This is a genomic window from Corynebacterium sp. LaCa_205, assembly GCF_057458085.1.
On sequence record NZ_CP190931.1, the window covers coordinates 1905222 to 1931229 of the forward strand.

Annotated in this window: 23 protein-coding genes; 4 read left to right on the forward strand and 19 right to left on the reverse strand. The window is 57.1% G+C overall.

Annotated features, from left to right (window positions below):
- Nucleotides 1-578 precede the first annotated feature (578 nt).
- The 6 genes from ACP8J1_RS09215 to ACP8J1_RS09240 all read right to left on the reverse strand — a co-directional run bounded on the left by ACP8J1_RS09215 (nucleotide 579) and on the right by ACP8J1_RS09240 (nucleotide 7874).
- Entirely contained in the window at nucleotides 579-713 is a 135-nt protein-coding gene (locus tag ACP8J1_RS09215; RefSeq protein ID WP_023020938.1) for a hypothetical protein, read from the reverse strand.
- A 36-nt stretch (nucleotides 714-749) separates the two neighbouring features.
- A complete protein-coding gene (locus ACP8J1_RS09220; protein ID WP_023020937.1) occupies nucleotides 750-929 on the reverse strand; it encodes a hypothetical protein in 180 nt (59 codons plus the stop codon).
- 1420 nt (nucleotides 930-2349) lie between these two features.
- Entirely contained in the window at nucleotides 2350-2409 is a 60-nt protein-coding gene (locus ACP8J1_RS09225; RefSeq protein ID WP_232212622.1) for a hypothetical protein, read from the reverse strand.
- Between the two features lie 775 nt (nucleotides 2410-3184).
- Nucleotides 3185-3463: a 50S ribosomal protein L27 gene (gene rpmA, locus ACP8J1_RS09230; protein ID WP_005324079.1), complete on the reverse strand. Its 279-nt coding sequence runs from the start codon at nucleotides 3461-3463 to the stop codon at nucleotides 3185-3187.
- Between the two features lie 42 nt (nucleotides 3464-3505).
- A complete protein-coding gene (gene rplU / locus ACP8J1_RS09235; RefSeq protein ID WP_005324077.1) occupies nucleotides 3506-3811 on the reverse strand; it encodes a 50S ribosomal protein L21 in 306 nt (101 codons plus the stop codon).
- 226 nt (nucleotides 3812-4037) lie between these two features.
- Entirely contained in the window at nucleotides 4038-7874 is a 3837-nt protein-coding gene (locus ACP8J1_RS09240) for a translation initiation factor IF-2 N-terminal domain-containing protein (protein ID WP_023020936.1), read from the reverse strand.
- A gap of 202 nt (nucleotides 7875-8076) precedes the next feature.
- Between ACP8J1_RS09240 and ACP8J1_RS09245 the strand changes: the two genes are divergently transcribed.
- Complete coding sequence (locus ACP8J1_RS09245; protein ID WP_034655483.1) at nucleotides 8077-8844, forward strand: hypothetical protein; 768 nt, start codon at nucleotides 8077-8079, stop codon at nucleotides 8842-8844.
- Here ACP8J1_RS09245 and arsB read toward each other — a convergent pair.
- Entirely contained in the window at nucleotides 8841-9905 is a 1065-nt protein-coding gene (gene arsB / locus ACP8J1_RS09250; RefSeq protein WP_023020934.1) for an ACR3 family arsenite efflux transporter, read from the reverse strand. The genes ACP8J1_RS09245 and arsB overlap by 4 nt on opposite strands.
- A gap of 109 nt (nucleotides 9906-10014) precedes the next feature.
- Here arsB and ACP8J1_RS09255 point away from each other — a divergent pair, with 109 nt between their 5' ends.
- The gene (locus ACP8J1_RS09255) at nucleotides 10015-10365 is read left to right on the forward strand and encodes an ArsR/SmtB family transcription factor (RefSeq protein WP_023020933.1); all 351 of its coding nucleotides are present in this window, start codon (nucleotides 10015-10017) and stop codon (nucleotides 10363-10365) included.
- 13 nt (nucleotides 10366-10378) lie between these two features.
- Here ACP8J1_RS09255 and ACP8J1_RS09260 read toward each other — a convergent pair whose 3' ends face one another.
- The 7 genes from ACP8J1_RS09260 to ACP8J1_RS09290 form a co-directional block, all read right to left on the reverse strand.
- A complete protein-coding gene (locus tag ACP8J1_RS09260) occupies nucleotides 10379-11683 on the reverse strand; it encodes an exonuclease domain-containing protein (protein ID WP_023020932.1) in 1305 nt (434 codons plus the stop codon).
- A gap of 161 nt (nucleotides 11684-11844) precedes the next feature.
- Nucleotides 11845-12255: a nucleoside-diphosphate kinase gene (gene ndk, locus ACP8J1_RS09265; protein ID WP_005324068.1), complete on the reverse strand. Its 411-nt coding sequence runs from the start codon at nucleotides 12253-12255 to the stop codon at nucleotides 11845-11847.
- A 78-nt stretch (nucleotides 12256-12333) separates the two neighbouring features.
- The gene (locus ACP8J1_RS09270) at nucleotides 12334-12645 is read right to left on the reverse strand and encodes a hypothetical protein (protein WP_023020931.1); all 312 of its coding nucleotides are present in this window, start codon (nucleotides 12643-12645) and stop codon (nucleotides 12334-12336) included.
- Nucleotides 12646-12700: 55 nt separating this feature from the next.
- Entirely contained in the window at nucleotides 12701-13213 is a 513-nt protein-coding gene (locus ACP8J1_RS09275) for a DUF4233 domain-containing protein (RefSeq protein WP_023020930.1), read from the reverse strand.
- Nucleotides 13210-14745, reverse strand: a complete 1536-nt coding sequence (folC, locus tag ACP8J1_RS09280; protein WP_023020929.1) for a bifunctional tetrahydrofolate synthase/dihydrofolate synthase — start codon at nucleotides 14743-14745, stop codon at nucleotides 13210-13212. The genes ACP8J1_RS09275 and folC overlap by 4 nt, the downstream gene beginning before the upstream one ends.
- Complete coding sequence (locus tag ACP8J1_RS09285; protein WP_034655486.1) at nucleotides 14745-17465, reverse strand: valine--tRNA ligase; 2721 nt, start codon at nucleotides 17463-17465, stop codon at nucleotides 14745-14747. Before ACP8J1_RS09285 ends, folC begins: the two co-directional genes overlap by 1 nt.
- Before the next feature lie 80 nt (nucleotides 17466-17545).
- The gene (locus ACP8J1_RS09290) at nucleotides 17546-18496 is read right to left on the reverse strand and encodes a malate dehydrogenase (RefSeq protein ID WP_023020927.1); all 951 of its coding nucleotides are present in this window, start codon (nucleotides 18494-18496) and stop codon (nucleotides 17546-17548) included.
- A 369-nt stretch (nucleotides 18497-18865) separates the two neighbouring features.
- On the opposite strand from ACP8J1_RS09290, the gene ACP8J1_RS09295 reads away from it, so the two are divergent.
- A complete protein-coding gene (locus ACP8J1_RS09295) occupies nucleotides 18866-19630 on the forward strand; it encodes a TetR/AcrR family transcriptional regulator (RefSeq protein WP_023020926.1) in 765 nt (254 codons plus the stop codon).
- A 16-nt stretch (nucleotides 19631-19646) separates the two neighbouring features.
- Here ACP8J1_RS09295 and clpX read toward each other — a convergent pair whose 3' ends face one another.
- On the reverse strand, nucleotides 19647-20942 hold the full coding sequence (gene clpX / locus ACP8J1_RS09300) for an ATP-dependent Clp protease ATP-binding subunit ClpX (RefSeq protein WP_023020925.1): 1296 nt from the start codon (nucleotides 20940-20942) through the stop codon (nucleotides 19647-19649).
- Nucleotides 20943-21168: 226 nt separating this feature from the next.
- Between clpX and fabG the strand changes: the two genes are divergently transcribed.
- A complete protein-coding gene (gene fabG / locus ACP8J1_RS09305) occupies nucleotides 21169-21936 on the forward strand; it encodes a 3-oxoacyl-ACP reductase FabG (protein WP_023020924.1) in 768 nt (255 codons plus the stop codon).
- A gap of 98 nt (nucleotides 21937-22034) precedes the next feature.
- Here the strand turns inward: fabG and ACP8J1_RS09310 are convergent, their stop codons facing one another.
- The 4 genes from ACP8J1_RS09310 to ACP8J1_RS09325 form a co-directional block, all read right to left on the reverse strand.
- A complete protein-coding gene (locus ACP8J1_RS09310) occupies nucleotides 22035-22289 on the reverse strand; it encodes a hypothetical protein (protein ID WP_023020923.1) in 255 nt (84 codons plus the stop codon).
- A 170-nt stretch (nucleotides 22290-22459) separates the two neighbouring features.
- Nucleotides 22460-22750, reverse strand: a complete 291-nt coding sequence (locus tag ACP8J1_RS09315; protein WP_023020922.1) for a hypothetical protein — start codon at nucleotides 22748-22750, stop codon at nucleotides 22460-22462.
- A 3-nt stretch (nucleotides 22751-22753) separates the two neighbouring features.
- Nucleotides 22754-24052: an inorganic phosphate transporter gene (locus ACP8J1_RS09320; RefSeq protein ID WP_023020921.1), complete on the reverse strand. Its 1299-nt coding sequence runs from the start codon at nucleotides 24050-24052 to the stop codon at nucleotides 22754-22756.
- Between the two features lie 320 nt (nucleotides 24053-24372).
- A complete protein-coding gene (locus tag ACP8J1_RS09325) occupies nucleotides 24373-25875 on the reverse strand; it encodes a peptide MFS transporter (RefSeq protein ID WP_023020920.1) in 1503 nt (500 codons plus the stop codon).
- Nucleotides 25876-26008: the final 133 nt, after the last annotated feature.

Below are 26008 nucleotides of genomic sequence, written 5' to 3' on the forward strand. Positions count from 1 at the left end.
AACACATTGCCGGATCGTCGTAATCAAAATCCATGCGCACCGAAGCATTGCCGCTGCATGCTTTCAACCCAGTGATCTTATCCGCCAAAGAAAAACAGGTTCGGTGCACCATTCCTACCCCGGCTTGCTGTAAGACTACGTTGTCTACAACAAACAGCTTCCCCGGCAAGGAATCACTCCTTCCACCGGAACTGTCGGGAACTCTTACGACAATGCTCTAGCCGAAAAATTTTAATGGTTCCTACAACCATGAACTCATCCATACTCACAGTATGTGATAATGCTGCCGATGCGGAACCTCCAAAACCCAAATGGTGTCGTGATGGAACAAAACCAAGCTCCACGAAAAATTTAAGACACCCAGACCCAGCCGAGACGGAAACCGAATTATCCAAACCAGAACCCACCACAGGAAATAATAAAACCCCAAGGCAAAAGCCAGGAACAAAACTCGGGCCACTTCAGTACCGAAAAATTTACCCCACTTGCCCTAAGCAACATTGCTAGTCAGGCAAATGGGGTAAATACGCAGTAGACCAAGTATCCTTTTGACACCTGCGGTCTACTTTGGCAGGTTCTTAAACGAACATACCAATGAGCTGGGAAGCGCCGTCAGCAATATTTACAAACGGCTCAACAATAGCCTTAACAACCTCTACGACTGTATTGGAAACGCTGGATAGCTCGGACACAACGCTGGATAGCTCGGACATTTTGACTCCTTCAGGAATTAGGATACTTGAATTATTTTATTCGGACTCGGACAGCGGGTTGATCACATCAACAGCATTTTCAAGATTCTTGCCAGAGAAGATCTCGGTCACGCCGGACAGAATCTTGTACCAACCTTCTTGGGTGTTGACGAAGTTGTCCAAGTGAAGCTGGATGGTGGATAGGTAATCCTGGATGGTCGACAGGTCAAAGTTCATACTCATACTCCTCGGTATCCTCTGGAGAACTTTCAGCCCAGATAGGGTTCGATTGCAGGACCGCTCTCACGTCCCACTAAAGGTATTCTGCCATAAGGTGACAATTCCGCAACAGAAATTCTGCTCCACAAACTAATTGCACCCCCTTTCAACTAGGAAATCATAATGCTAACCCAGCCTCAGTTAAGCCTATACTCATCTTTTGGGAATTCAACAGCGATTATGTAGCCCGCCTTTCAATTAAATTGAAGGATAGGTTAAAAGAGATAAACGCGTAGGTTAACTATCCGCGTTCTAATTTAAAAGTCTTTATTTTTACCTAGCGCCCAGGCACCCCTAATACCCCCCTTATAGGGGGTTAATCTGTACGCTTTATTCCACTGAACAGTTGGCTCTTCTTAATAGCTTCTCTTCCGATTATGTTCCTGCGGGCCTTTTACACGTTGGCAAATCAGCTTTTTATCCTTTCTGACGTGCCGCAAATCCCCAACTGAGCGACCGCTCTCTACAGAAATCAGTGGAGATCCCTTAAGACAACAAGGGTTTCCCTTGCGACACACTATACGTAGGGATATTTTTATTTGATTCCATCTGCTGGCCTACAACCCGTCAGGTGTAGACCACATCCTTCACCAAGTCTGCATTGGCGCCACCTACACGGCAGCTGCTCCATACCTACCATGCACTGCACGTCATGAGCATCGCTCCCCGTTAAGATCCTACTTATATGCCAACAGCCTACACAGAAATATAAGAGTATGTTACGAGATCTAGCGGCCACATATACCGCAAGTCTCTCTTGCTAACCTCCTTCAGACCGCTACCATCTGACTCAGACGTCAAAGGGAACGAGCTACCCCAGCTACAACAACGCTGTCCTACAACAAGGTGGTGCAATAATCTTCTGAACTCAAGATAGCAATTGTTTTAGTAAACCCTTTGTTTACTTCGGAGGCACTACATAGCGTATGGTTCGCTCTACTTGAGCGCCCATTTGCAGACTGGTTATCAACACCTAGGATGAGATCAGCTACACAAAGACCTGGTACCGCCCAGTCGGAAATCATGACCGTAGGATCGACATACCGCTTGCGGGCGCGCTTCGCGTGCCACGAGGTCGACGTTGCGCGTGATCTCGACGTAGTGCAGCAGCGACTTCTTTTTCGACTCGTATTTAGCCTGGGAAAACAAAGGTTGATAGATCCTTTCAGGACACACGTACGTAGCCTCATCACCGGGATAGCAACTACGCAACCACCCGCACATCTGCTGCGGCGAGTACCTATCTTTCACCATCGCCCAGACCGTCTCACGCAAACGTGGATTGGCATCAATCCTGCGCTTCCGGCGTAAACGTACTCGACGCCGATTTACGGTGCGCATATGTGGGAAGATACACCCCAAACTCGTCCCGGTTACGCTAAAGCTTCTTGCTGATAGTGCTAGCAGAGTACTGAAAACGCCGAGCTGTCTCACACACGCTTTTACCCTGCCGGTCAAGATCAAAGATGAGCTCACGCCTTCTACCGACAGGTAACGCGAAGAAATACGCCTATCAATACGCTCTTGTGGAATAGCCGGGCCAAGGACTGCTTGGCGGCCAACGACATACGGGATTACCTACATAAGCTTGTTATACAGCGCCAAATCCGGGCCAGCCGGGACAAAAGCACATGCCCAGTGGAAATTTTAATAACGCCTGGTCCATATCAGCAACATCACGCGGATGAATTCCACAATCTAAAGCTACATCTTTGAGACCTACACATTCACGCAGCTGCATATAACCACACCGGCGAGTAGTTGCGCATCTTCGCGAGCATGCGGATTGCGCTTCCACAACCCAAGCTCATTACCAGTCCCATAAACCGGACTAGAGCTTATAGAAAGCGGACTCGCAAAATGAATCGGTGTCACACCTTCAAGCCGCAATCAGGCTATCGCCTGACTGTCACACAGCTAGTACGCCTGCGATGATTGCGCGGCAAGTCCAACTCACCAGCAGGCCGATAAGCCACAGACTTTGCTAAACCATCCACACCAGCAGCCACTCAGAATGAACCACCAACCTGATCAACGCTGCAAACGGCGACATAATAGGAGAAACTGGACCCAATTCGACTCCATACAATAACCCCACCGACAACAGGTGTTCCCCGAGAAGCAGAATCCGAGAGCCCTTTTACAACAGAAAATCCCCAAGCCCTTCACACTGGTGTGGGACGGACTCGAGGATTAGCCTAATCGGCCTGAAGTTAGGCAGTCGCTTCTGCAGCAACCTCTTCAGCCGGGACGATGTTGACCATACGACGGCCACGCTTGATACCGAACTCAACGGAGCCAGCTGCAAGCGCAAACAGGGTATCGTCGCCGCCGCGGCCTACGTTCTCACCTGGGTGGAACTTGGTACCGCGCTGACGCACGATGATCTCGCCGGCATTAACCTGCTGACCACCGAAGCGCTTGACGCCGAGACGCTTAGACTCGGAATCGCGACCGTTGCTGGAGCTGGAAGCACCCTTCTTGTGTGCCATGTGGTTTTCCCTCCTTCAGGGATAATTACAGCCGGTTAAGGCTTACTTGATACCGGTGATCTTCAAGGTGGTCACAGGCTGACGGTGGCCCTGACGCTTCTTGTAACCAGTCTTGTTCTTGTACTTCAGGATATCGACCTTCGGGCCCTTACCCTGCTCAACGATTTCTGCGGAAACAGAAACCTTCTCCAAGTCGGAAGCCTTGGACTTAACATCGGCGCCATCGACGAGCAGAACCGGGGTGAGAGCTACGGCAGAGCCTGGCTCACCCTCGATCTTCTCGACCTTGACGAGGTCACCTTCAGCAACCTTGTACTGCTTGCCGCCGGTCTTGACGATCGCGTACATAGAGGGTTACCCCTTATCTAAACTCGCTCGGAAGCAACCGGGGAGGCCGCGTTCCGAATGGACACTTACATATTGCGTTTAGTTCCCGCGCGAACATGCCCGTACAACTCACTGAGTGAGTGTCGGACTGATCCAGCGCTGTGAGTACTAAACAGCGACTGTCAAAGACTACCCCGTAGCGGGCACAAAATACAAACCACGCTTTTCGTGCCCGCGTGGCGTAGCCCTAAGACTTGCTTCGCCGTGCTACGCGGCGCCGCCCGCGCCCAGATTTAGCTGAGGCTTTTTCTGGGTGGACTCCGCTCGCCGCAGGCTGCTTCTGCTCGTCGTTACCCTGTGCTTTTGGGGCCCTCGCTCTTGCCGACGTCCTCTTCTTGCGCACCGCCCTCTTCTTGCCACGGCGCAAGACCTTGGAATCGCTCGAGCCCGCCCGGTTCCCAGAACCGGTGCGCTCCGGCGAGCCTTCCTGTCGCGTAGAACGGCCCGACTCGGCCTTCGTTGCCTTCGGGTTCTCTGCTACGGCTTTCTTAGGGGAAGCCTGACGCACGGCACGGCGACGCCCGCGGCCCTTGCCACCGGTGCGCCCCGCACGTGTGGTGCCAACGGCCTTTTCATGACGCTGCTCGGCCGAGCCGCCCGCCTGCTCGTGCTCCTGCGTCTTCTCCTTTACCTCGTGTGGCAGGCGCGAGGAAACACGGCTTTGGGCTTGTTGAGTGCGCACCGTGCGACGGCGACCACGCCGGCGGCCCTTTCGCTCCCCGCGCGAGTCCTTCTGCCCCTGTTGTGCTGCGGCCTCGCTTGCGTTACCGCCATCGGATGCGGGTACCGCGTGATCGGCCTTGGGTACGGCAGACTCCTGTTCACCGGCAACTGCGAATTCCTGCGGCTGTGGACGCCTATCAGAACGCGAATTGCCGCGTGTGCGGCGCTTGCGGCGCGGGGAAGCTTCAAACTCAGCTACGGCTTCCTCATAGGTCTTGCCTGCTGCAGACTCCGGGGCTTTCTGCTCGCTGCCTGCGCCAGCGCGTGTGGCCTTAGCGCGGCGCGTCGCCCGGCGCGGCTTCTTGCCACGTTTGGGGCCCGCCCCAGCATCTGGGTGGGCCTTAGCGATGGCACCCGAGTCCGCGTCCGTATCCGCATCGGGGACGTAGGAATTAAATTCCTGTACCTCGTCGCTTTCCGCAGCATTATCCGCCGCAGCGTATGCGATGGCCTCGATATCGGATACTTCAGTCTGGGTGTGCTTGCGAGCCCGTCGGCGCCCACGGCCGCGTCCGCGCTCCTTAGCGCTGTCTCGGTCTCCGCTGTGCGTGTTCTGATCAGCGTGCGGCTCGTCCGCACCGCGCTCATCCACAACGACGTTAGCTACGAGATCCTCCAGCGACGTCTTTGCGGATTCCCGTGCGGCGTCTTCGCTCTCGGTGCCGTAGACCGGCGCCTGCGTTTTCTTAAAGCGCTTGGGCTTGGAATCGCTTTCAGGGGCGTCATCAAGCTCGTGCTTATGCATCGCCACCGCAGCCGGGTGCTGCTGCGGATCATGAGTCTGCTTTTTGTGCGACTTGGACTTGCGCCCAGAGTGCTTCGCGCGCGAATCGTCCTCAGCCTCGTCCACTGGGTACTGGTGAATGATGATCCCGCGGCCATGGCAGCACTCGCACTCGGTAGAGAAGGTCTCCACCAGCCCGGTGCCAAGGCGCTTACGGGTCATTTGCACCAAGCCCAGAGAGGTAACCTCAGAAACCTGGTGGCGGGTGCGGTCGCGGCCTAAGGCCTCCTTCAAGCGGCGCAGGACCAAGTCCTGGTTTTCTGGCAGGACCATATCGATAAAGTCCACCACGATCATGCCGCCCAAATCGCGCAGGCGCATCTGGCGCACGATTTCTTCGGCCGCTTCGAGGTTATTGCGGGTTACCGTTTCTTCTAGGTTGCCGCCAGAACCGGTGAACTTGCCGGTATTTACGTCGATGACGGTCATGGCTTCGGTGCGGTCAATCACCAGCGTGCCGCCGGATGGCAGCCATACCTTGCGCGAGAGGGCCTTATGCAGCTGCTCGTCAATGCGGTGGGCCTCGAAGGCATCCTGCCCGCCGTGGTCCTTAGCGCGGAAGCGCACCACGCGATCCGCAAGGTCAGGCGCCATGGAATCGACGTAGGCGCGGACGGTATTGAACGAACGCTTGCCATCGACGACGAGCTCGGTGAAGTCCTCGTTGAAGAGATCGCGCACCACTTTGATGAGCATGTTCGGCTCTTCGTACATGGTCACCGGCTTAGCGCCCTTGGAAGACTTTTCCTTCTTGGCGTGGGCGATGATGTCCTCCCACCGGCTGTGCAGGCGGTTGACGTCGGTAGCGATCGCCTCTTCCGAGACATTTTCGGCAGCGGTGCGGATAATCGCTCCCCCATCGCCCGGCACCACGCGGCCCAGGATATCCTTCAAGCGCTTGCGCTCTGGGGCGGGCAACTTGCGGGAAATGCCCGCGCTGCGGCCGCCTGGCACATAGACCAGGTAGCGGCCGGCAAGGGAAATCTGGGTGGTCAGGCGCGCGCCCTTGTGACCAATTGGGTCCTTGGCCACCTGAACCAATACCTGATCGCCGGACTTCAGAGCATTTTCTACCTTGCGGGCGCGCCCATGCAGCTTGGTCTTGCGCCAATCGATTTCACCGGCGTAGAGCACGCCATTTCGGCCCTGTCCGATATCTACGAAGGCCGCCTCCATCGACGGCAGGACGTTTTGGACGCGTCCTAGGTAAATATTGCCAATCAGCGAAGCCTGGGACTCGGTGGTAACGAAGTGCTCGACCAGCAGGTCATCTTCTAGCACGCCCACCTGCGTGATGATTCCGGCACCATCCTCGCGCTCCTTATCGCGCACCACCATGGTGCGCTCCACGGCTTCGCGGCGGGCAAGAAACTCTGCCTGGGAAACAATGTGCTGGCGGGTGCGGCCCTTTGCGCGCAGTTCCGCGCGGCGGCGCTTTTGGGCCTCGATGCGCGTGGAGCCACGGATGGCCTTCGGCTCGTCAATGTATTCGGGCTCGGTAGCCTGATCCTCACGGTTCGAGCTAGCGCCGCGTCCGCGGGAGGCGCCGCGGCGACCTCGACGGCGAGCCTCGGATTTACCAGAACTACGGCCGGAGTCCGGCTGCTCACTCACTTCCTCGGCAGCATCGTCGCTTTCGGAGTCATCGCCGGAGAAATCTTCCTCCGCAGCGTCTGCAACTAGTGCGAAGGCCGCTGCATCATCTTGCTGTGGGGCCATGAAGATCGGCGCAAAGTCATAGTGCCCGGATTCTTCCTCAGATTCAGCGCGCGGGACAATGTGCGGGGCGTAGTAGTCATCCTCGAAATCCTCGCCGGCCTCCGCAAGCGCTTCGTGCAGCTTCGCCGCATCAACTGTGCCGTTATCGAGTGCACTCGCCGGCGCTTCTTCCACCTCATCCGCGGATTCCGCCGCTGCGGCGTCTTCGGCAGCTGAGTCGGTATCGGCTGCGGCCTTGGCGAGTGACTCTTCTACCTTGTCTTCGATTTGGGAGATCTCATTATCCACGTTCTTGCGCACGCGGTGGCGCAAGCGTTCTTCGTCTTCCGCGGGCTGCACCCCCGCTGCGTCGGTCTCGGCCGAGTCTTCGGACACTGGGGCTGCGGATTTGCGAGTGGCCTTGCGTGCGCGCTTGGCGCGCTTCTTCGCCGGCTTCTTCTCGGGTTGCTTGCCTGAATTATCTTCCTGCGGTACAGCAGCATTGTCTGCGGACTCCGTGTCCGGTGCGGCGGTGGAGGCTTCGCTGGTATCGCCAGAGGGGGCATCGCCAAGCGCCGCGGCTTGAGCCACAGCATCGAGCACCTGGCCTGCTTCCTCACGGGTAAGGGAGCTTTGCGCGCTCTTTTTTAGCCCCATCTCTTTCAGCTGCGCCACCAGATCGCGCGAAGCAAGCCCCAGCTGCTTGGCAAGGGCATAAACGCGGACCTTGTCTTTGAGCTGGCCACGATCCAAGTTCTGGGCCAAAGACGCCGCCGCCTTGAGGTTTTCAGTTGTTTCTTGAGAGTTCTGTGCCACCATGTTCGGGCTTACTCCTGTACATCGTCTGTTTCAGGCGCTACCTCGGGCGCAGGCACAGCCATGGACTGTACCGCCGCCGCGCGAGGCATTCTGCGCGCTATAAAAGTTTGTGGGTATTAAGTTATTACGCGTCTCGTACGCGCTAATTACCATTGTGTCACAGAAACGCAGCCAGGCTGGCAGGCGGTGTTATGTTGACAGGGTGGCAGAACTAGCACGAATCCCCGCCCGCGAGCTGGCGCAGTATCGGCAGCGCAATGAAATCCCTGTACGCTCGGCGCTTTACTTCGGCGTACCGGCCGGCTTTGCCATTGGATTCGCCAACACCGGCGTGGATTATATGCTGGTAGGAGCCGGTATTTTTGCCATCTGTGCGGTGCTGGGGTTAGTGCACCTCATCCGCAACTACCCACGCGGCATCAACGCCGCGCGGGAGGAGTATCGCGAGGGCGACTATCCCACCATTGCCTATATCGCCCCGCTTATCCCCATCGCCGCGCCGCTGGCCATGGCTCCACTAAGTGCAGCCGGGCTAGTGCCGGAGGTAGAACTTGCCCCGCCCATTGCCGGTGTCCTGTCAGGGGCGTGGTGGGCGTGCGGCTTGCCTTTGGGGCTGTGGGCAGTGTTTTCTCAATCCTTTCGGATTGGCCGGCGGCGCATCAATAAGATCCTGGAAAAAGATCCGCTCGAAGGAGTAACCGAGGCTCGCCTAGAGCTTGCCGACGCCCACGTGGACACCCTCACCGCCCTCATAGCCGCCGGCGCGGTGCAGGGAAATACGGTCTCCGCTAAGGCCCTGTCCACATTCATGCAGGTCGATCTCGACCTAGTATGCGAGAACCTTGATGAATTGGCACAGGCGGGCCTAGTGAAACTTGACCGCATCGCCCTGCGCTCTGCGCCCAAGGACTGGAAAAACACCGTCACACCGACCGGGGTTCGTTGCCTCTACCAATTGGGCAAGCGTTAACGCGGCAAGCTTTCGTCTCCTGGAAATAGCTTCGGCCCTATCCAGAGCATGACGTACACGAGTCCCACGAGCACGGGAATCTCAATGAGAGGTCCGATGGTGCCGGCGAGCGCCTGTGCAGACGCCGCTCCAAAAGTGCCAATGGAAACCGCGATGGCTAGTTCGAAATTATTACCAGCTGCGGTAAACGCAACGGAAGCGGATTGCGCGTAGTTCATTCCCACGACCTTTGCCACACCCAAAGCTAGGAAAAACATTCCAACGAAGTAAATGACCAACGGAATCGCAACCTTGATCACCGCCGTGGGCTGCGCTACCAACTGTTCTCCCTGGAGGGAGAATAGCAACACAATGGTATATAGCAAGCCGATCATCGCCAAGGGAGATACTGCCGGAAGGAAGCGGTTTTCAAACCATTCGCGGCCTTTGGCTTTCTCACCCCAGACCCGTGAGAGGACACCAAGCAGCAGTGGCACTCCCAAAAATACGAGAACCGCCGTGACGATGGACCAGAAAGAAAAATCAGCAGAGGTGGTATCCAGGCCTAGCCAACCAGGAAGAACCTGCAGGTAAAACCAGCCCATAACGCCAAACATAGCTACTTGGAAAACGGAATTAATAGCCACGAGAACAGCGGTGGCCTCGCGGTCGGCGCAGGAGAGATCGGACCACACTAGGACCATTGCGATACAGCGGGCTAACCCAACAATAATCAGGCCGGTTCGCAGCTCGGGCTGGTCGGCAAGAAATATCCACGCCAGGGTGAACATCAATGCAGGCCCCACCAGCCAGTTCAACACAATCGATACCACCATCAATCGGCCGTCGGCAGCAATGTCTCGGGTCTTTTCGTAGCGGACCTTAGCCAGGGGCGGATACATCATGACTAGCAGACCCAGTGCAATCGGAAGAGAAATACCGCCTACCTCTAGGGCAGATAGTGCTTCTCCAATACCTGGCAGGAAGTGTCCGATCAATAGCCCCACGGCCATGGCCATGATGATCCAGACGGGCAGGAATCTATCGAGAAATGACAATTTTGGGCGTTGCGGAATGGCCATAGCTCTCCTTGCGCGACGAGGAATTCACATTTCAAGGCAGTACTTTAATCACCCATATTGATACTCGTCAATATAACGGAGTAGGAAGCAGCCTCCTTATACTGTGTGCATGGACTCCTCCCCTAGCAATGCTGATAACACCCCCGACGGGCAGTGCTGCTCCCTGAGCAGTGGCCCGCTCAGCCAGAGCGATTCCTTGCGCTTTTCCCAGCAATTTAAAGTACTTGCTGACCCAGCCCGGCTTCGCCTGCTGTCCATATTGTGTGATGAGGGCTGCGGCCCGATGAGTGTTACGCAGTTGACCGAGCTCTCCGGGCTTAGCCAACCGACGGTATCTCATCACCTCGGCAAGTTGAGGGAATCCGGCCTTTTAATCAAGCAGCAATCGGGCCGTACCGTTACCCATCGAGTGCAAAAGGAAGCCTTCAGCACGCTGCGCCAATTACTCTCCTTCGATTAGGAGAGCTCCAGTCCTAGTCTGCGAAGTGAATGACCTCACGGGCGACGTCTTCCGCAACGATGGGAATGCCATACTGCTTCGCTTTCTTGGCTTTGCCCGATTGCGAGTCCGGGTCACCGGCGATGAGCACCTTGGTCTTTTTGGCTAGGCCGCCAATCTCCACGCCGTGCGCGGCAAAATACTCTTCCCATTCCGCAGTCGAGTAGGCCTTAGCTCCGGTAATGGTTACTCGCTCGCCAGCGCTCACCACAATGCCGCCCATGCTGGCGAGTCCGCCAATACTGCCGGCCTTTTCAGAACCTTGCGGCGCCTCTTCACTAGGGGTACCATGCCGACCTTCTGCCTGTGGAGCGGTGTCGGGGTCTACGGCAGCCTCGATATCAGAAGCCGGGATCCCCAAGGCGCGGCCGACAGAAGCCAGGATGTCGCGTTCCTCAGCCGTGACAACACCATCAGCCCAGGCTTCTTCAATCAGCAGCGTGATATAGGCTTCATGCAGCTCGCGCAGACCATGTTCATCGAGCCCATGTGCTTGAGCAAAGACCAGCAATTGGGTTTGCTCGGTGGCAGAGAGGCGGCGGTCGAGCAAGGCGGCATCGAGAAGCTTGAAATAGTCTTCCGCAGCCGTATTCGATGGCGTCTCACGTTGTGCGACGAGCCCGGCGAACCAGCCGCCGTACTGTGCCGCTTGCTTGGCGGATTCCGCAGCTGCGCGGCTGAGAAGTGCCGGCTCCACCCAACCCGGGTGGGGTGCCAGGCTGCGATACAGCTGTTGCTCAGCCAAGCGCTCACTCATATAGTTCTCTTGGGCTGCCGGGGTATTGGCCAGGAAATGCTGGAATAGTTGCGCCGTGGCCATCGCATCCGCCAATGCGGAGTGTGCCAACTCATTATGAATTCCCAGATGGGCGCAGCAATCCCCCAGCTTCACCTTGGGAAGACCAAGATACCTGCGTGCCAATACGGCCGTATCGATCGCCGGCAACGCCTCTTCAGAACAGGCGCGACAAGCCAGCAGCTCGGACTGAATAAAGGTCCGATCGAATCCCGCATTGTGAGCAACGAATATGCGGTCTTCGAGAGAATTAGCCAGCTTGTCCGCTACTTGCGCAAAGGTGGGCGCGCCTAGAACATCAGAGGCGGAAATGCCATGAATTTCCGTGGCCGCGATATGGCGTTGCGGGTTAATGAGCGTTTCCCAGGAATCCTGCACTGCTCCTTCCGGCGATAGCTCCACGACGCCAATTTCAACGATGCGGTGCCCGTGCTTATAGGAAAATCCGGTGGTCTCAATGTCTACGACCGCGTAGCCGCGCATATGCGCCTCCCTACGTCTTGTTGAAAATAGTTCTTAGCCGCACCAGTGTAGGCGTGTTGTGCTCCTGCTCGCTGCCCATATAACGAGGGACCAGGTGACGCTATGAATAAAGCCCGAGCCGGTGGCTCGGGCTTAAGTGCGTACGAAACGCTATAAAGGCTTTAAAGGTTCGGGAACCAGATAGCGATTTCGCGCTCTGCGGACTCTGGGGAGTCAGAGCCGTGCACGATGTTCTCGCCAACGGTCAGAGCGAAGTCGCCGCGGATGGTGCCCGGGGTGGCCTTGGAAACTGGGTCGGTGCCACCGGCCAGCTGACGCCATGCCTCGATGGCACGCTCGCCCTCGACAACACCAGCGATAAGCGGTGCGGAGGTGATGAACTCGACGAGGTCACCGAAGAATGGCTTATCCTTGTGCTCCTCGTAGTGCTTCTCCGCGGTCTCGCGGTCAGCAACGCGCAAATCGAGCTCGGCCAGCTTCAGGCCCTTGCGCTCGATGCGGGAGATGATTTCGCCTACGTGGCCGTTCTTTACGCCGTCCGGCTTGATGAGAATCAGTGTACGTTCAGTCATGCCCCACACTGTACCGAAACCGCACGCATGCGTCGCGCGCTGGGGTATTCCTTTGGGGTAAAAGTGTGGGGTCCAGGGCTATGCGAGTTGTTTAACTATCTCTTCGGCGCGCCCCTGCGAAGTCCCCCTGAACCACAGGCGTACCTGGCCTACTGCGGCGCCAAACTGTCCATTAGCCAACAGGCGTTGCAGCTCCGCTCGCTGTTCCTTATCCAAATCCTCGAAGGTGGCTTCTTTGGCCGGTTCGAAGTTGCTCCGCAGGGCCAAAACCAGAAAAACGCCGCCAATAATGAGGGCGACTAGCGGCAGCCACGGCGTTCCCGTAGCGGCACGGGCTACCACCGCGGCAACACAAGCGAGTGCGGCAAGGACGAGATAGAGAGTGCGCATGGCCGCCAGTCTATCGCGTCTTGGCCACTCGCCGAAGGCCGTCAAGGCTACCGTGCTATTTCTCGTTGAGGTGCTGCGTGGTGAGGTAGCCACGCTTCATGCGGGCGATGAGGTTACTGCGCAGGTAAACGGCCAGGAGCCACTCCAAGCCGAAGATGATGAAGATGGCGGCTACGGCCCAGTGGACCATAAAGCCCAAGATGACGCACAGCAGCTGCACCCACACGATGACGGTTAGCGCCCACTTCTTATTCATGAACGCGATCATCACTAGGTGAAAGACAATGGCGGCAAGGACAAAGCAATAGTTAAAAGGCGTCCACAGGGTGCCGTCATACAGCTTGTACAGCATCGGCAGTGCGAAGGATAGGGCGAGCGCCTCCATGGTCAGGGAGCTGGCAATGACCATCCCGTTGAAGCTTTTAAGTGGGTCCTTGACTGGGGCTTGGCCCATGCCTAGGGGTCCGATCTCGCTTTCAGGGATATGTTCCTCGCGGCCGCGGGCACGGCTGCTGCGGGGCGGGCGGGGTTGGCGCTCTCCGCCTGGGTGGTGATTGTCGCGGCTCATGCAGGTTCCTTTCCAAACATCGCGCGGGCATCACCAGCGGTGACGACCGAGCCGGTGATGATGATGCCGGAGCCGGACTGGACCTCGGCGTCTTCGGCAAGTTCAACGGCCTGGGCATAAGCGCCGGGAAGATCCTCGGCAACGTGGACGCGCTCTTCGCCGTATATATCGCGGGCGGTCTCTGCCAAGTCGTAGGCATCGAGGGCGCGCGGCGAGGAATTTTGGGTGATGACAACCTCAGTCAGATACGGCTCCAACGCGGTGAGAATGCCGGTTGCGTCCTTATCCGCAAAGATGGACAACACACCGATGAGACGGGCGAAGTCGAAATCGCGGTCCAACGCTGCGCCTAAAGCCTTGGCACCGTGGGGGTTATGCGCGGCATCAATAAACGTCGTGGGCGAGGTACGTACGCGCTCGAGGCGGCCGGGCGAAATGGCCTGGGCGAAGCCATTACGCACGGTAGCAACGTCCAATGGGTGGCCGGCCGAAGCACCAAAGAAGGCCTCTACTGCTGCAAGGGCCACGGCAGCGTTCTTGGCTTGGTGCTCGCCATGGAGGGGAAGGAAAATGTCCTCATACAGGCCGCCGAGGCCTTGGATATTCACCTGCTGGCCGCCAACGGCAATGCGGGATTCGAGGGCCGCAAATTCGGAACCGGAGCGGGCCACGCCCGCCTCGACATCGACGGCCTGCTGCAAGATGACGCGCATGGCTTCTGGGTCCTGCTCCGCGATAACCACAATATTTTCATTCGGGGTCAACGGATCATCGGCATCCTCGCGCGGCTTAATAATGCCAGCTTTTTCACCTGCGATTTCGGTGATCGTATCGCCCAAATAATCCGTATGGTCCATGCCCACTGGGGTGATGACGGAGACGTCTGCAGTGACCACATTGGTGGCGTCCCAACGTCCGCCGAGTCCGACTTCGACGACAGCGACATCTACGGGGGCGTCGGCAAACGCAGCATAGGACAGGCCGACAAGGACCTCGAACTTAGACATAGGCACGTCCGATTGGGCATCGACCATTTCCACAAACGGCTTGATCTCGTGCCAAATACGCACATAATCGCGCGGGTGAATGGGCTGGCCATCGATGCCGATGCGCTCAGTAACGCGCTGCAGGTGTGGGCTAGTTACCAAGCCCACTCGGCGGTGGAAGGCACGCAGGAGCGAATCAACCATGCGTGCGGTAGAGGACTTACCATTGGTGCCAGCGATGTGGATGACATCAAAAGAACGCTCCGGGTGACCGAGCAGATCCATAAGCAGCTCGATGCGATCGAGGGAAGGCTCAATCTTGGTTTCGGGCCACCGCTCATTGAGTTCTTCTTCAACCTCCGCGAGGGCGCGTAGCTCCGCGGCGGAAACCTCCTGTGGGGCGGCCTCGTTGTACTCATCCTCGCCGCCCATGCCCAGATTGAGCGTCAGGCCGGACTCGGTGATTTCCACCGGACCGCCGTCGGTTCCTTCTTTGAGGGCATCGACGATCTCAAAATCCTCTGTGCCCTTGTCCTTTTCCGCCACTACTTCAGGCCTTCCAAACGGCTGGTAATGCGTTCAACCTCTTCGCGAGCGATCTGCTGGCGCTGCTTAATTTTATTAACCACTTCTTCCGGCGCCTTGGACAGGAAGTTCTCATTGCCAAGCTTCTTGCCGGTTTGCTCCAATTCCTTATTGGCTTTGGCCAAGTCCTTCTCTAGGCGCTTGCGCTCAGCCTCCACGTCTACAGCGCCGTGGGTATCTAGGGTGACCTCCACGGTGGCCTGGGAAAGGCGTACCTCAATGGAGGCGGAAGGATCGAAGTCTTCGGCCGGAGCGGTGGTATTAGCCAGGTTGCGCACCAGCTCTTCCTGGTTCGACAAGTCAGCAGCGGCAAAGTCGAGGCGGCCCGGGACCTTCTGAGAAGGCTTGACACCCTGGTCAGAGCGGAAGCGGCGCAGCTCGGTAATGAGCTTATCCGCGTCTGCAATGCGACGGGCGGCCACCTCATCCTTGGTAGCGCCACCATTGGTATCGGCAACGGTGGGCCACGGTGCCACGACGATAGACTCGCCGCCGGTCAAAGCCTTCCAAAGCACCTCGGTCACGAAAGGCATGGTTGGGTGCAGCAGGCGCAGGACAACGTCTAGGACGCGTCCCAGGACAATCTGGGTATTGCGGCCCTGTTCACTGACACCATCCCGCGGGATCTGGGTCTTTGCAATCTCCAGGTACCAGTCACACAGCTCGTCCCAAGTGAAGTGGTAGAGCAGCTCGTTTGCCTTAGCGAACTGGTAATCATCCAGGTATGCATCCACCTTGGCGCGGACCTCTTCGGCGCGGTCGAGGATCCACCGGTCGGCGTCGCTAAGCTCGTCGCGGTTGGGCAACGTAGCTACGCCGGCACCATTCATGAGGGCAAACTTGGTGGCGTTGAAAAGCTTGGTGGCGAAGTTACGGGCGGCCGCTGCAGCATCAGAGCCCAAAGGCAGGTCCACACCCGGGTTGGCACCGCGAGCAAGGGTAAAGCGCAGGGCGTCTGCGCCGTAGTCACGCACCCAATCCATCGGGTCAATGCCGTTGCCCAAAGACTTAGACATCTTGCGGCCCTGCTCATCGCGAACCAAGCCGTGCAGGTAAAGATCCTTAAATGGAACCTGCGGGCGACCATCGGTGCCCTCCCCCAAAAGCTCTGGGGTATGGGAGCCAGCGAAGGTACCAAACATCATCATGCGGGCCACCCAGAAGAACAAAATGTCATAGGCGGTGACCAGCACGTTGGTGGGATAGAACTTCTCCAGATCCGGGGTCTTTTCCGGCCAGCCGAGGGTGGAAAATGGCCACAGCGCGGAGGAGAACCACGTATCCAGCACATCAGGATCCTGCTCGTAGCCTGCTGGGGGCTCTTCATCGGGGCCGACGCAGACAATGTCTCGCTGGCCATCTTCGCCTTCCGGCCCGTACCAAATAGGGATGCGGTGACCCCACCACAGCTGCCGAGAGATGCACCAATCGTGCATATCATCGACCCACTCAAAGTAGCGCGGCTCCAGCGACTGCGGATGTAAGGTGGTATCTCCCTCGCGCACAGCAGCACCAGAGTCCTTGGCCATCTTTGATACGTCTACGAACCACTGCAGGGACAGGCGCGGCTCGATGGGTTCCCCAGAGCGCTCGGAGTGTCCCACGGAGTGGACATAAGGACGGATTTCCTTGACAATACGGCCCTGCTCACGCAGTGCCTCGCGGATTTCCACACGGGCTTCTTCGCGGGTCAGGCCGTCGAAGCGGGTGCCAGTATTGGCAATATGGCCGGTGGTATCCATGACGGTAGGCATGTCCAAGTTGTGGCGGGTGCCCATCGCGTAGTCATTCGGATCGTGCGCCGGGGTGATTTTCACCGCGCCGGTACCAAACTCCATATCGACGTAATCATCAGCGATGATCTTGAGCTTGAGGTCATCGCGGAATGGGTGTGGCAGCTCCTTGCCCACAAGATCGGCATAGCGTTCATCGTCTGGGTGAACGGCAATGGCAACGTCACCCAGCATGGTCTCTACACGGGTGGTGGCCACGATGAGGTGCGGTTCATCATCATTAAGCGAGCCATAGCGAATGGAAACCAGCTCGCCCTCGACGTCCTTGTAGACAACCTCGATATCAGAGACGGCGGTCTCCAGCACCGGCGACCAATTGACCAGACGGTTAGCCTGGTAAATCATGCCCTCATCATAAAGGTTCTTAAAAATGGTCTGCACAGCGCGCGAGAGGCCATCGTCCAAGGTGAAACGCTCGCGAGACCAATCTACGGAGTCACCAATGGCACGCATCTGGTTCTGGATGGTGCCACCGTACTGTTCTTTCCATTCCCAGACCTTGTCAATGAACTCTTCGCGCTCGTAGTCCCAGCGCTTTTTGCCCTCGGTCTCCTTGAGCTTGGCCTCGACCTTGGTCTGGGTGGCAATGCCGGCGTGGTCGGCACCGGGCAGCCACAGCGTGGCGTAGCCCTGCATGCGCTTGCGGCGGATAATGGAATCAATCAGCGTGTGGTCCAAAGCGTGGCCCATATGCAGCTGACCGGTCACATTCGGCGGCGGCAGCACGATGGAATAAGGCTCGGCCTCCGAATGTGCATCCGGGGTGAAGTAGCCCTTTTCTACCCAGCCCTCATAGAGGTCCTTTTCTACGGCCTGCGGCTCCCAAGACTTAGGCAGCGTATCAGCGCGGTTGGTACCAACTAATTGCTCATTATTTTGCTCAGTCACCTGGCCGATTCTACCTTGCACGTCAACCGGCTCATCTAGGCAGGGTGCGCACCGAGTATGTGGTGCGCACCGAGTGGGTTTTAGAGCAGGTCTGCTACGGCTTCGCGCTCCTCACGCAACTCGGCCACAGACGCTGCAATGCGCTCCTTTTGGAACTCGCTAAGCTCCAGCCCCTGCACGATTTCCCACTTTCCATCACGGCAGATGGTGGGGAATCCGCAGATGAGGCCCTTGTCGACGCCGTAGGAACCGTCCGAGGGCACCGCCGCGGTGCGCCAATCCTCGGTGCCATGAATCCAGTCATGCATGTGGTCCACGGCTGCCGACGCCGCCGATGCGGCCGAGGAGCTGCCACGCACCTCAATAATCTCGGCACCGCGCTTCGCTACCTTGGGGATCATCTCTTCGCGGTGCCAATCCTGATCCACCTCGGCATTGGAAAAGGTGATGTCTGGGAACTGGCTTGCGGAGTGATTGCCCCAGACTGCCACCTTGGTGAAATCGGTGGTGAACTTGCCGCTTTTCAGCGCTAGCTGGCTCAAGGTGCGGTTGTGGTCCAAGCGCATCAGAGCATTGAACTGAGAATCGTCCACATCCGGGGCATTATTCGCAGCGATGAGAGCATTGGTATTTGCTGGGTTGCCCACCACAAGCACGCGGACATCGCGCGCGGCATAGTCATTGATGGCCTTGCCTTGCTTGGTGAAGATGGCACCATTGGCTTCCAGCAGATCCGCACGCTCCATACCCTTGCTGCGCGGGCGCGCGCCTACGAGGAAGGCAGCAGAGGTGTTTTCAAAGGCCTCCTTTAGGTCATCAGTTACCGTAATCGAGTTGACCAACGGCAGGGCGGAGTCATTGAGCTCCATGGCCACGCCCTGGGCCTTGCCCACCGCAGCGGGGATTTCCAGCAGCGCTAGATCTACCGGGGTGTCCTTGCCATAAACATCGCCGGCAGCGATGCGCCACAGCAGCGAATAAGCAATATTGCCGGCGGCACCGGTGACAGTGATTTTGACGGGCTGAGTCATGGTTAAAAGCCTCCTCAATGGCTGCGTCAAGGGCGGCACACGCGAGCCAGGCTGCTCGCACCGCCACGGAATGTACCCATCCCCGAGCTTAGCCCCACCGCCGCCTCTCGCGCTGTGAATCTGACCCCCTCTTTTGGAGGGGATATTCGCTGAGGTTGCGCTAAATTACCCCCATTTACCTCCAAATTAACGCCCCCAATGGATAAGAAGCTCCCGCAACGGGTGACTAATCGGGCATGATGGGAAAAGGAAAAGCGGGGCTCTCCCCCACGCCACGCACACAGATTGCATGGGGCCTATCTACTCCCGCACTATTAGATATCAGTTGACCGCGCCACCGCTGCGCCGCAAGGATTAAGGACTTACGCCATGAGCACTGAGAATACTGATGCACTGCAGGCTGCAGGCCAGGCGGATTCTCCTCACGCTGCCCACGCGGAATCCGTCAGCATTGACTCCGTGGTGGACGTAGCAATCAAGCACTTTTCCCGCAGTGGTTTCGCAGAAACCAAGCTGGAGACCATCGCCCAAGAATCGGGCATGTCCAAGCGCATGATCCACTACCACTTTGGCGATAAAAAGGGCTTGTACCTACGTGCACTCAGCACGGCCGCGCAGCGGCTTAATCCGCCGCAGGACGCTCTGGAAATCGATACCGCGGTTCCGGTCGAGGGCGTGCGCAAGTTGGTGGATTGGCTCTTCCGCGAACGCGTGGCCAACCCGGATGCTATTCGCATGCTGGTATGGGAGAGCAATCAGCAGATTGTGGACCCAGCTCAGCAAGCTATTGCCGACGTCGCCGGGGTCGCCCTCCACCTCGACCGCCTGCTGCTCTTGGGCCAAGACGCCGGTGCTTTCCGCCCAGGCATTTCCGCCAATGACATTTTCACCCTGATTTCCTCGTTGACCGTCTACCGCGTAACCAACCAGGTGATGGTGGAAAACATGCTGGGCGTGAACTTCAATACCCAAGAAAATATCGACGGCATGCATAGGCTTACCGTCGATGCTGTGCTGGCGTTTTTGACCGCCAATATTCCAGACTCGGGCCACGAGTCCTACCTCACCTCCTCCTCGTTCGATACGAAAGAGGGAGACGAGGCCTCACCACAGGATATCTACAGCGAGGAGTAGTCGCGCCGGCAGGCGCTTAGGCAGATTCCTTCGCCTCGTCCTTATAGCTAAACTGCGGCTCCGCGCCCTCTGTCACGCACTCTGGGGTGATATGTACCGCGGCGATATCCTCGCGGTCCGGCAGATCATACATAACTGGCACCAGCAGCTCTTCCATGATGGCGCGCAGGCCACGTGCACCTGTCTTACGCTCCAAGGCAAGCTCCGCGATGGCATCCAACGCCGCCGGCTCGAATTCCAATTCGCAGTCATCCATCTCAAATAGGCGACTGTACTGCTTGACCAAGGAGTTCTTTGGCTCGGTAAGCACTTTGACCAAGGATTCACGGTCCAAGTTATCCACCGTGGCCACGACGGGCAGGCGCCCGATGAATTCTGGAATCAGGCCAAACTTCACAAGGTCCTCAGGGCGTACCTGGGAAAAGAGGTCGACCTTTTCGCGCTCATCCTTGGTATCCAAGTTGGCGCCAAAGCCCACGCCCTTTTTGCCCACTCGATCCGCAATAACCTGGTCGAGCCCAGCGAATGCGCCGGCAACGATGAACAAGATATTCGAGGTATCTAGCTGGATGAATTCCTGATTCGGGTGCTTGCGCCCACCCTGCGGTGGAATGGCCGCCACGGTACCTTCTAGGATCTTCAGCAAGGCCTGCTGAACGCCCTCACCGGAGACATCGCGGGTGATGGACGGATTCTCGGACTTGCGGGAGATCTTGTCCACTTCGTCGACATAAATAATGCCGCGCTGGGCACGCTCCACATCAAAGTCTGCGGCTTGCAGCAGCTTTAACAGGATATTTTCCACGTCTTCACCCACGTAGCCGGCCTCGGTGAGGCTAGTGGCATCGGCGATGGCAAAGGGGACGTCGAGAAGCCGGGCCAAGGTCTGTGCCAAGTAGGTCTTGCCGGAACCAGTAGGTCCCAACATTAGGATATTGGACTTAGAGATCTCCACCTCATCGCCCTCGGCCTTTTTGCGCCGTGCTTCCAACGCGGCAGACTCTTCCGCCTTGATGCGCTTGTAGTGGTTGTAGACCGCCACAGATAGCACGCGCTTGGCTTTGTCTTGGCCAATGACGTATTTATCCAGGAAGGCAGAAATCTGCGAGGGCCGAGGCAGGCGCACCTCCGCGTCGGAGGATTCCTGCGCCTGTTCTTGGCCCAGTTCCTCTTCGATGATTTCATTGCATAGCTCGATGCACTCGTCACAGATGTAGACACCGCCGCCGGCGATGAGTTTTTTCACCTGTTTCTGACTCTTGCCACAAAAGGAGCACTTGAGCAGGTCAGCGCTTTCTTGCATACGTGCCATTAAGTTCTTTCACACTCGCTTTTCGTACCGCTATCCACAAATGGAAGGATGATTCTACCCTTCCGAGCGGCTTAATCTTCATCTATTTCTACCTTAGTAAATCAACCCGACAGGCCCTTCATTCATTCCCTTCCGCGTGGCGAATTTCCCCGACTTTTCTTGCTCCTGCGACCTAAGCTAAAAGGTGAAACGACCTTCATTCCGCCCCGTTAGGAACAGGAGAATTATGTTCGATCTCACAGACCACGTAGCCATTGTCACCGGCGGTGCTTCCGGCATTGGCCGCGGCATTGCCGCTTCACTTAGCGAGGCCGGCGCCTCTGTCATCATTGCTGATGTCAACCTTGAGCACGCCACCGCTACCGCAAAAGAGCTAGGTGCCAGTGCGATTCATGTGGATGTCACCGACCGTACTTCCGTACAGGAAATGTACCGTCACGTTGTTGCCACGCATGGCGGGTTCGACATCGTCTGTTCCAATGCCGGCGTCTTTCCCAATTGCCCATTAGCGGAAATGACCGATGAACAGTGGGAGGCCATGTTTGCCATCAATACCCACGGCACCTTTAAGGTGGTCCAGGAAGCACTCCCCTACCTCCAAGAACGCCGCTATGGACGCATCGTAATTACCACGTCCATCACCGGCTCGCACACGGGCTTTCCTGGCTGGGCCCACTACGGCGCCTCCAAATCCGCCCAACAAGGATTTATGCGCTCAGCTGCGCTTGAAGTCGCTCGCGATGGTATCACCATTAACGGTGTTCTTCCCGGCAATATCCTCACTGAGGGCCTCAAGGCCCAAGGCCAAGAGTATCTCGATCAGATGACGCGATCGGTGCCGCTGCATCGTCTCGGCACTCCGCGCGATATCGGCAATGCGGCGGCTTTCCTTGCCTCAGAAGAGGCAGGCTTTATTACCGGTCAGACCCTCATTATTGATGGCGGCCAACTCCTGCCCGAAACCCCGGAGGCCATCTTGCCGCCGCGCGATTAGCCGCGCTTACCGAAGTCCACCGAGTCCGGCAAAGCACGAGGCCCCTTGCTGCACAGTATGCGGCAAGGGGCCTCGTGGGGATTTCATTCAGTAGCTGCTTACTGCAGCCAGTCGAAGTCGAGCAGGAAGAGTTCTGCGTCGAGCATCTCAACTTCATCCGGTGCATGACCGGTGACGGCTTCTAGCGCTTCTGCTACGTCTTTAGTCGTAGCAGGAGTCTTATCAGCGTCAAGCAGGGTTTCTGCCACCAAAGCACGGACCGGAGCTTCCGAAATGGTGTCCAGGCCGGTACCAGTGGTGGAGCCCTTGAACGCATCAGCGATGCCGTCCATCAAAGAACGCATCTTGTTCATTTCTCACACCTCCATGTGGCTTTCTCTCTGTCTGATACAGAAGAATATACGTGACACAGCCCCGTTAGGCAACCCATAGGTCGCTTAAAGTTAACCTTTTGTTAACTTTCGGAGAATGTGCCACGCATCACTTGGAAGGTTGACTTCCCTCTCAGGAAGGGAGGGATAACTTAGAGGTCACCGAACGGCGCGAAGCCGAAGTAATGGTCCAACGTATCGCGAGCAATCCACATGATGGCCACGAGGATAACTACGGCTAGCACTGCGTAAACGGTCCAACCAAGCACCTTCATCTGAGTGCTTGCCGGAGTATCCCCTACGACAACACCGTTGTCATCACGAATGGGGTCACCGGTCATACAACGCATACCCAGGGAGAAAAGGAGCGGAATGCCAGCGCCAAATACCAATGCCAGGCCGGCAACATGGAGAAGAGACTGGAAGATTTCTGCAGCAGTCATGGTTTAGCGCTCCTCTTGAGCAGTAGACGACGCGGAGGTGTCCTCCGCCTGGGTTGCAGCAACTGGGGCGGCGCCGGCAGCAACCGGCTCCTGACGGTTGGACTCAGCTCCCATGGAGGAATCCACGGACTCGGAGTTTGGATCCCAATCGTTGTTCACGTTGGAGGCATCCACTGGGTTCATGCGGGAGCGGATGACGATAAGTCCGGCCATGGCCAGCAGCAAGACAAAGTCAACGATGGCGCCAGTTGCCACGTTAGTAAAGGAGGAAACACCGTGTGCCAACCACCACGTAGCAAAGCCAACAAACGCAGCGCAGGGCAGGGTGATAAGCCACGCGGAAACCATACGCATCGCAACACCCCAGCGAACCTCGGCACCGCGACGGCCCAGGCCGGTACCCAAGATGGAACCGGTGGACACGTGAGTGGTGGACAGCGCCATACCACCGGTAGCGGAGGTCAAAATGATTGCCGCGGAGGTAGCTTCAGCGGCCATACCCTGCGGGGACTCAATCTCCACCAGTCCCTTACCCAGGGTGCGGATAACTCGCCAGCCACCGGACATGGTGCCGGCTGCGATTGCTACGGCACAGCAGACGATGACCCAGGTAGGGATGCGGGAGTCAGCAACCGCATGCCCGGAGGCAACCAGCGCTAGGAAGATAACGCCCATGGTCTTCTGCGCATCGCCAGCACCGTGTGCCAGCGACACCAAGCAAGCGGTGACAATCTGGCCATGGCGGAAGTGCTCATTCTTAGCCTTATTCGGAATGGTGTTGGTAACCCAGTAGACAAGGAAGGTGGCACACGCGGAAACTAGCGCCGCAATAATCGGCGAGGCAACGGCCGGGATAACGATCTTGCCAGCGATGGAGGACCACTCAACGCCGGACGTACCCATCGCCGCGAAAGCAGCGCCGATAAGGCCACCGAACAGCGCGTGGGAGGAACTCGACGGCATACCCAGCAACCAAGTGAAAAGGTTCCAAATAATGCCGCCGATAAGACCGGTAAAAACCACCATCAGCAGTGCTTGGCTGTCAGTGTCTGCTGCGGCGCCGGACAAGTCATAGGAATCGAGGTTAACAATGCCTTTCGCTACGGTCGCAGCAACATTGACCGAAAGGAAGGCACCAACCAGGTTAAGGACTGCGGAGATTGCCACCGCAGTAAATGGCTTCAAAGCACCGGTGGCAATGGACGTAGCCATCGCGTTGGCAGTGTCATGAAATCCGTTCGTAAAGTCAAAGGCAAGGGCGGTAACCACCACAATGCCGAGGATGATCAGAGTCGCTGTCACAGCGTTGGCCCCTTGGAAAGAAAAAGATGAACACGGTACGTATCTACGGCGCCTTCACGCGTCGCGGACGAAATGCAGAATACTCCAGCCCCGGACCATAGACAATTGCTTTTCTTTAACGTTTTCTTTGGTTAACCTTTAGTTAACCTACCGCAGCATAGAACCGTGCCTTTTGGGGTTTCCACCGGCTTAGAAATGCCCTGCTTAGAATACTTATATTCTTTTACCCCCACCGCTTAGCTTGAGTGATAAAAACCACTAAGGGAGGCATGTCGCAGTTGAATCGACATACCTCCCGTTTCGGGGTGCTTTAACTTCCCTTAGCGGAAGCTAGAGAACTTCTTTACTACCCAGCGGCTGAGGACAAGCAAGATGCCGCCCAACACGATAGATACAACGCCAAGGGAGATAAAGAAGGTATTCTCCGCGCCTGCATCATCTGGGTTGTAGAAACTAGCCAAAGAGCCAGCCAGGGATGTGCCCATTGCCACTGCCATCATCCATACCGCCATCATGCGGGATGGGAATGCCTCTGGCGCCACCTTGGTAGCCAGGGCATTGCCCACCGGCGAAAGGAGGAGCTCCGCCATGGTGAAAAGGAAGAGAATGAAAATGATGACATACATCGGGGTGGAGTTCGCTTCCGCACCCGAGAAAGGAAGGAAGAAGAACAAGGAGATGCCGATGACGATATTGGCAGCGCCAAACTTTACCGGGGTGGACCACTGCCTATCCCCTAGCTTCGTCCACATCGTTGCAAAGACCGCGGAGAAAATAACAATGAAGACTGGATTAATGGACTGGACGAGTGATGGAGGAATTTCCCAACCAAATACGTGGCGGTCCAAGCGCACATCCGAGTAAATCGTCATAACGGTGAACTGCTGCTGGAAGATACCAAAGAACAAAACACCGGAAATGAACATCGGGATAAAGCCCAGCAGGCGGTTCTTTTCTTCGCGGGTTACCAACTTCGAGGTATACATCTGAACCCACAGATAAACTGCAGCCAGAAGTGCCACCGCGGTAACAATATTAGAAAGCCAATCAACCTGAATAGCGCCGGTTGCCAGTGCCACTACCATGACCACAATGATGGCCACTACCGCCAACACGCCCATAAGCAATTGCTTGGGGCTCACCGGGTTTGGAACCTCATGCCCCGCGTCTTTAATGGTGGTCTTGCGCATGAGCGAATACTGAATCAGGCCGAGCGCCATGCCGATTGCTGCGATACCAAAGCCCCAGTGGAAACCCTGCCAGCCCCACAGGGCAGTGGTGAGCAGTGGACCAACGAGAGCGCCGATATTAACGCCCATATAGAAGATGGAGAAGCCACCATCGCGGCGCGGATCATCGCGACTGTACATGGCACCAAGCACAACCTGCGCGGTGGTCTTAACACCGCCGGAGCCGATGGCGATAAGAACGAGGCCAATGGCCAAACCAGTTATTGCGGGAATAAACGCCAAAGCAATGTGGCCAAGCATCACCATGCTAGCCGAGTAAAACAGTGTGCGTTCTGCGCCTAAGACACGGTCAGCAACAAGAGAAGCCAACAAGCAGGCCATGTAGACCAAGCCGCCGTAGGCACCCACGATAGACGTCGCGTCCGCTCGGTCCAGGCCAAGGCCACCATCGGTAGTGGCGTAATACATGTACAGCAAGACAAGGGCTTGCATGCCATAGAAGCTAAAGCGCTCCCACATTTCCACGCCGAAGAGGTTGGCCAATCCCCAAGGGTGCCCAAAGAATGTGCGTTCGCCGCTCTGCGGCGTGGGCGCAGCGGCCTGAGCTGCCGCGTCGGATGTGTGTTTCTCCATAAAAAATATACGACCACTTAGAGGTCTAAATCACAAATCGACCATTATAGGTTTAGTGTCGCACGATAGAAATTCACCTAACGACCTGCAGATATTGCGCAGAGAGACTTACCCCATTCGGGTGCAGCAAGAA

What these genes read in the sequence shown, in the direction of transcription:
- ACP8J1_RS09295 (WP_023020926.1), top strand. Translation starts at nt 18,866, where the DNA reads ATGAGCACTGAGAATACTGATGCACTGCAGGCTGCAGGCCAGGCGGAT.
- ACP8J1_RS09240 (WP_023020936.1), bottom strand. Translation starts at nt 7,874, where the DNA reads ATGGTGGCACAGAACTCTCAAGAAACAACTGAAAACCTCAAGGCGGCG.
- arsB (WP_023020934.1), bottom strand. Translation starts at nt 9,905, where the DNA reads ATGGCCATTCCGCAACGCCCAAAATTGTCATTTCTCGATAGATTCCTG.
- ACP8J1_RS09275 (WP_023020930.1), bottom strand. Translation starts at nt 13,213, where the DNA reads ATGAGCCGCGACAATCACCACCCAGGCGGAGAGCGCCAACCCCGCCCG.
- ACP8J1_RS09315 (WP_023020922.1), bottom strand. Translation starts at nt 22,750, where the DNA reads ATGACTGCTGCAGAAATCTTCCAGTCTCTTCTCCATGTTGCCGGCCTG.
- fabG (WP_023020924.1), top strand. Translation starts at nt 21,169, where the DNA reads ATGTTCGATCTCACAGACCACGTAGCCATTGTCACCGGCGGTGCTTCC.
- ACP8J1_RS09310 (WP_023020923.1), bottom strand. Translation starts at nt 22,289, where the DNA reads ATGAACAAGATGCGTTCTTTGATGGACGGCATCGCTGATGCGTTCAAG.
- ACP8J1_RS09325 (WP_023020920.1), bottom strand. Translation starts at nt 25,875, where the DNA reads ATGGAGAAACACACATCCGACGCGGCAGCTCAGGCCGCTGCGCCCACG.
- ACP8J1_RS09220 (WP_023020937.1), bottom strand. Translation starts at nt 929, where the DNA reads ATGAACTTTGACCTGTCGACCATCCAGGATTACCTATCCACCATCCAG.
- ACP8J1_RS09255 (WP_023020933.1), top strand. Translation starts at nt 10,015, where the DNA reads ATGGACTCCTCCCCTAGCAATGCTGATAACACCCCCGACGGGCAGTGC.
- ACP8J1_RS09270 (WP_023020931.1), bottom strand. Translation starts at nt 12,645, where the DNA reads ATGCGCACTCTCTATCTCGTCCTTGCCGCACTCGCTTGTGTTGCCGCG.
- ndk (WP_005324068.1), bottom strand. Translation starts at nt 12,255, where the DNA reads ATGACTGAACGTACACTGATTCTCATCAAGCCGGACGGCGTAAAGAAC.
- ACP8J1_RS09215 (WP_023020938.1), bottom strand. Translation starts at nt 713, where the DNA reads ATGTCCGAGCTATCCAGCGTTGTGTCCGAGCTATCCAGCGTTTCCAAT.
- ACP8J1_RS09290 (WP_023020927.1), bottom strand. Translation starts at nt 18,496, where the DNA reads ATGACTCAGCCCGTCAAAATCACTGTCACCGGTGCCGCCGGCAATATT.
- rplU (WP_005324077.1), bottom strand. Translation starts at nt 3,811, where the DNA reads ATGTACGCGATCGTCAAGACCGGCGGCAAGCAGTACAAGGTTGCTGAA.
- rpmA (WP_005324079.1), bottom strand. Translation starts at nt 3,463, where the DNA reads ATGGCACACAAGAAGGGTGCTTCCAGCTCCAGCAACGGTCGCGATTCC.
- clpX (WP_023020925.1), bottom strand. Translation starts at nt 20,942, where the DNA reads ATGGCACGTATGCAAGAAAGCGCTGACCTGCTCAAGTGCTCCTTTTGT.
- ACP8J1_RS09260 (WP_023020932.1), bottom strand. Translation starts at nt 11,683, where the DNA reads ATGCGCGGCTACGCGGTCGTAGACATTGAGACCACCGGATTTTCCTAT.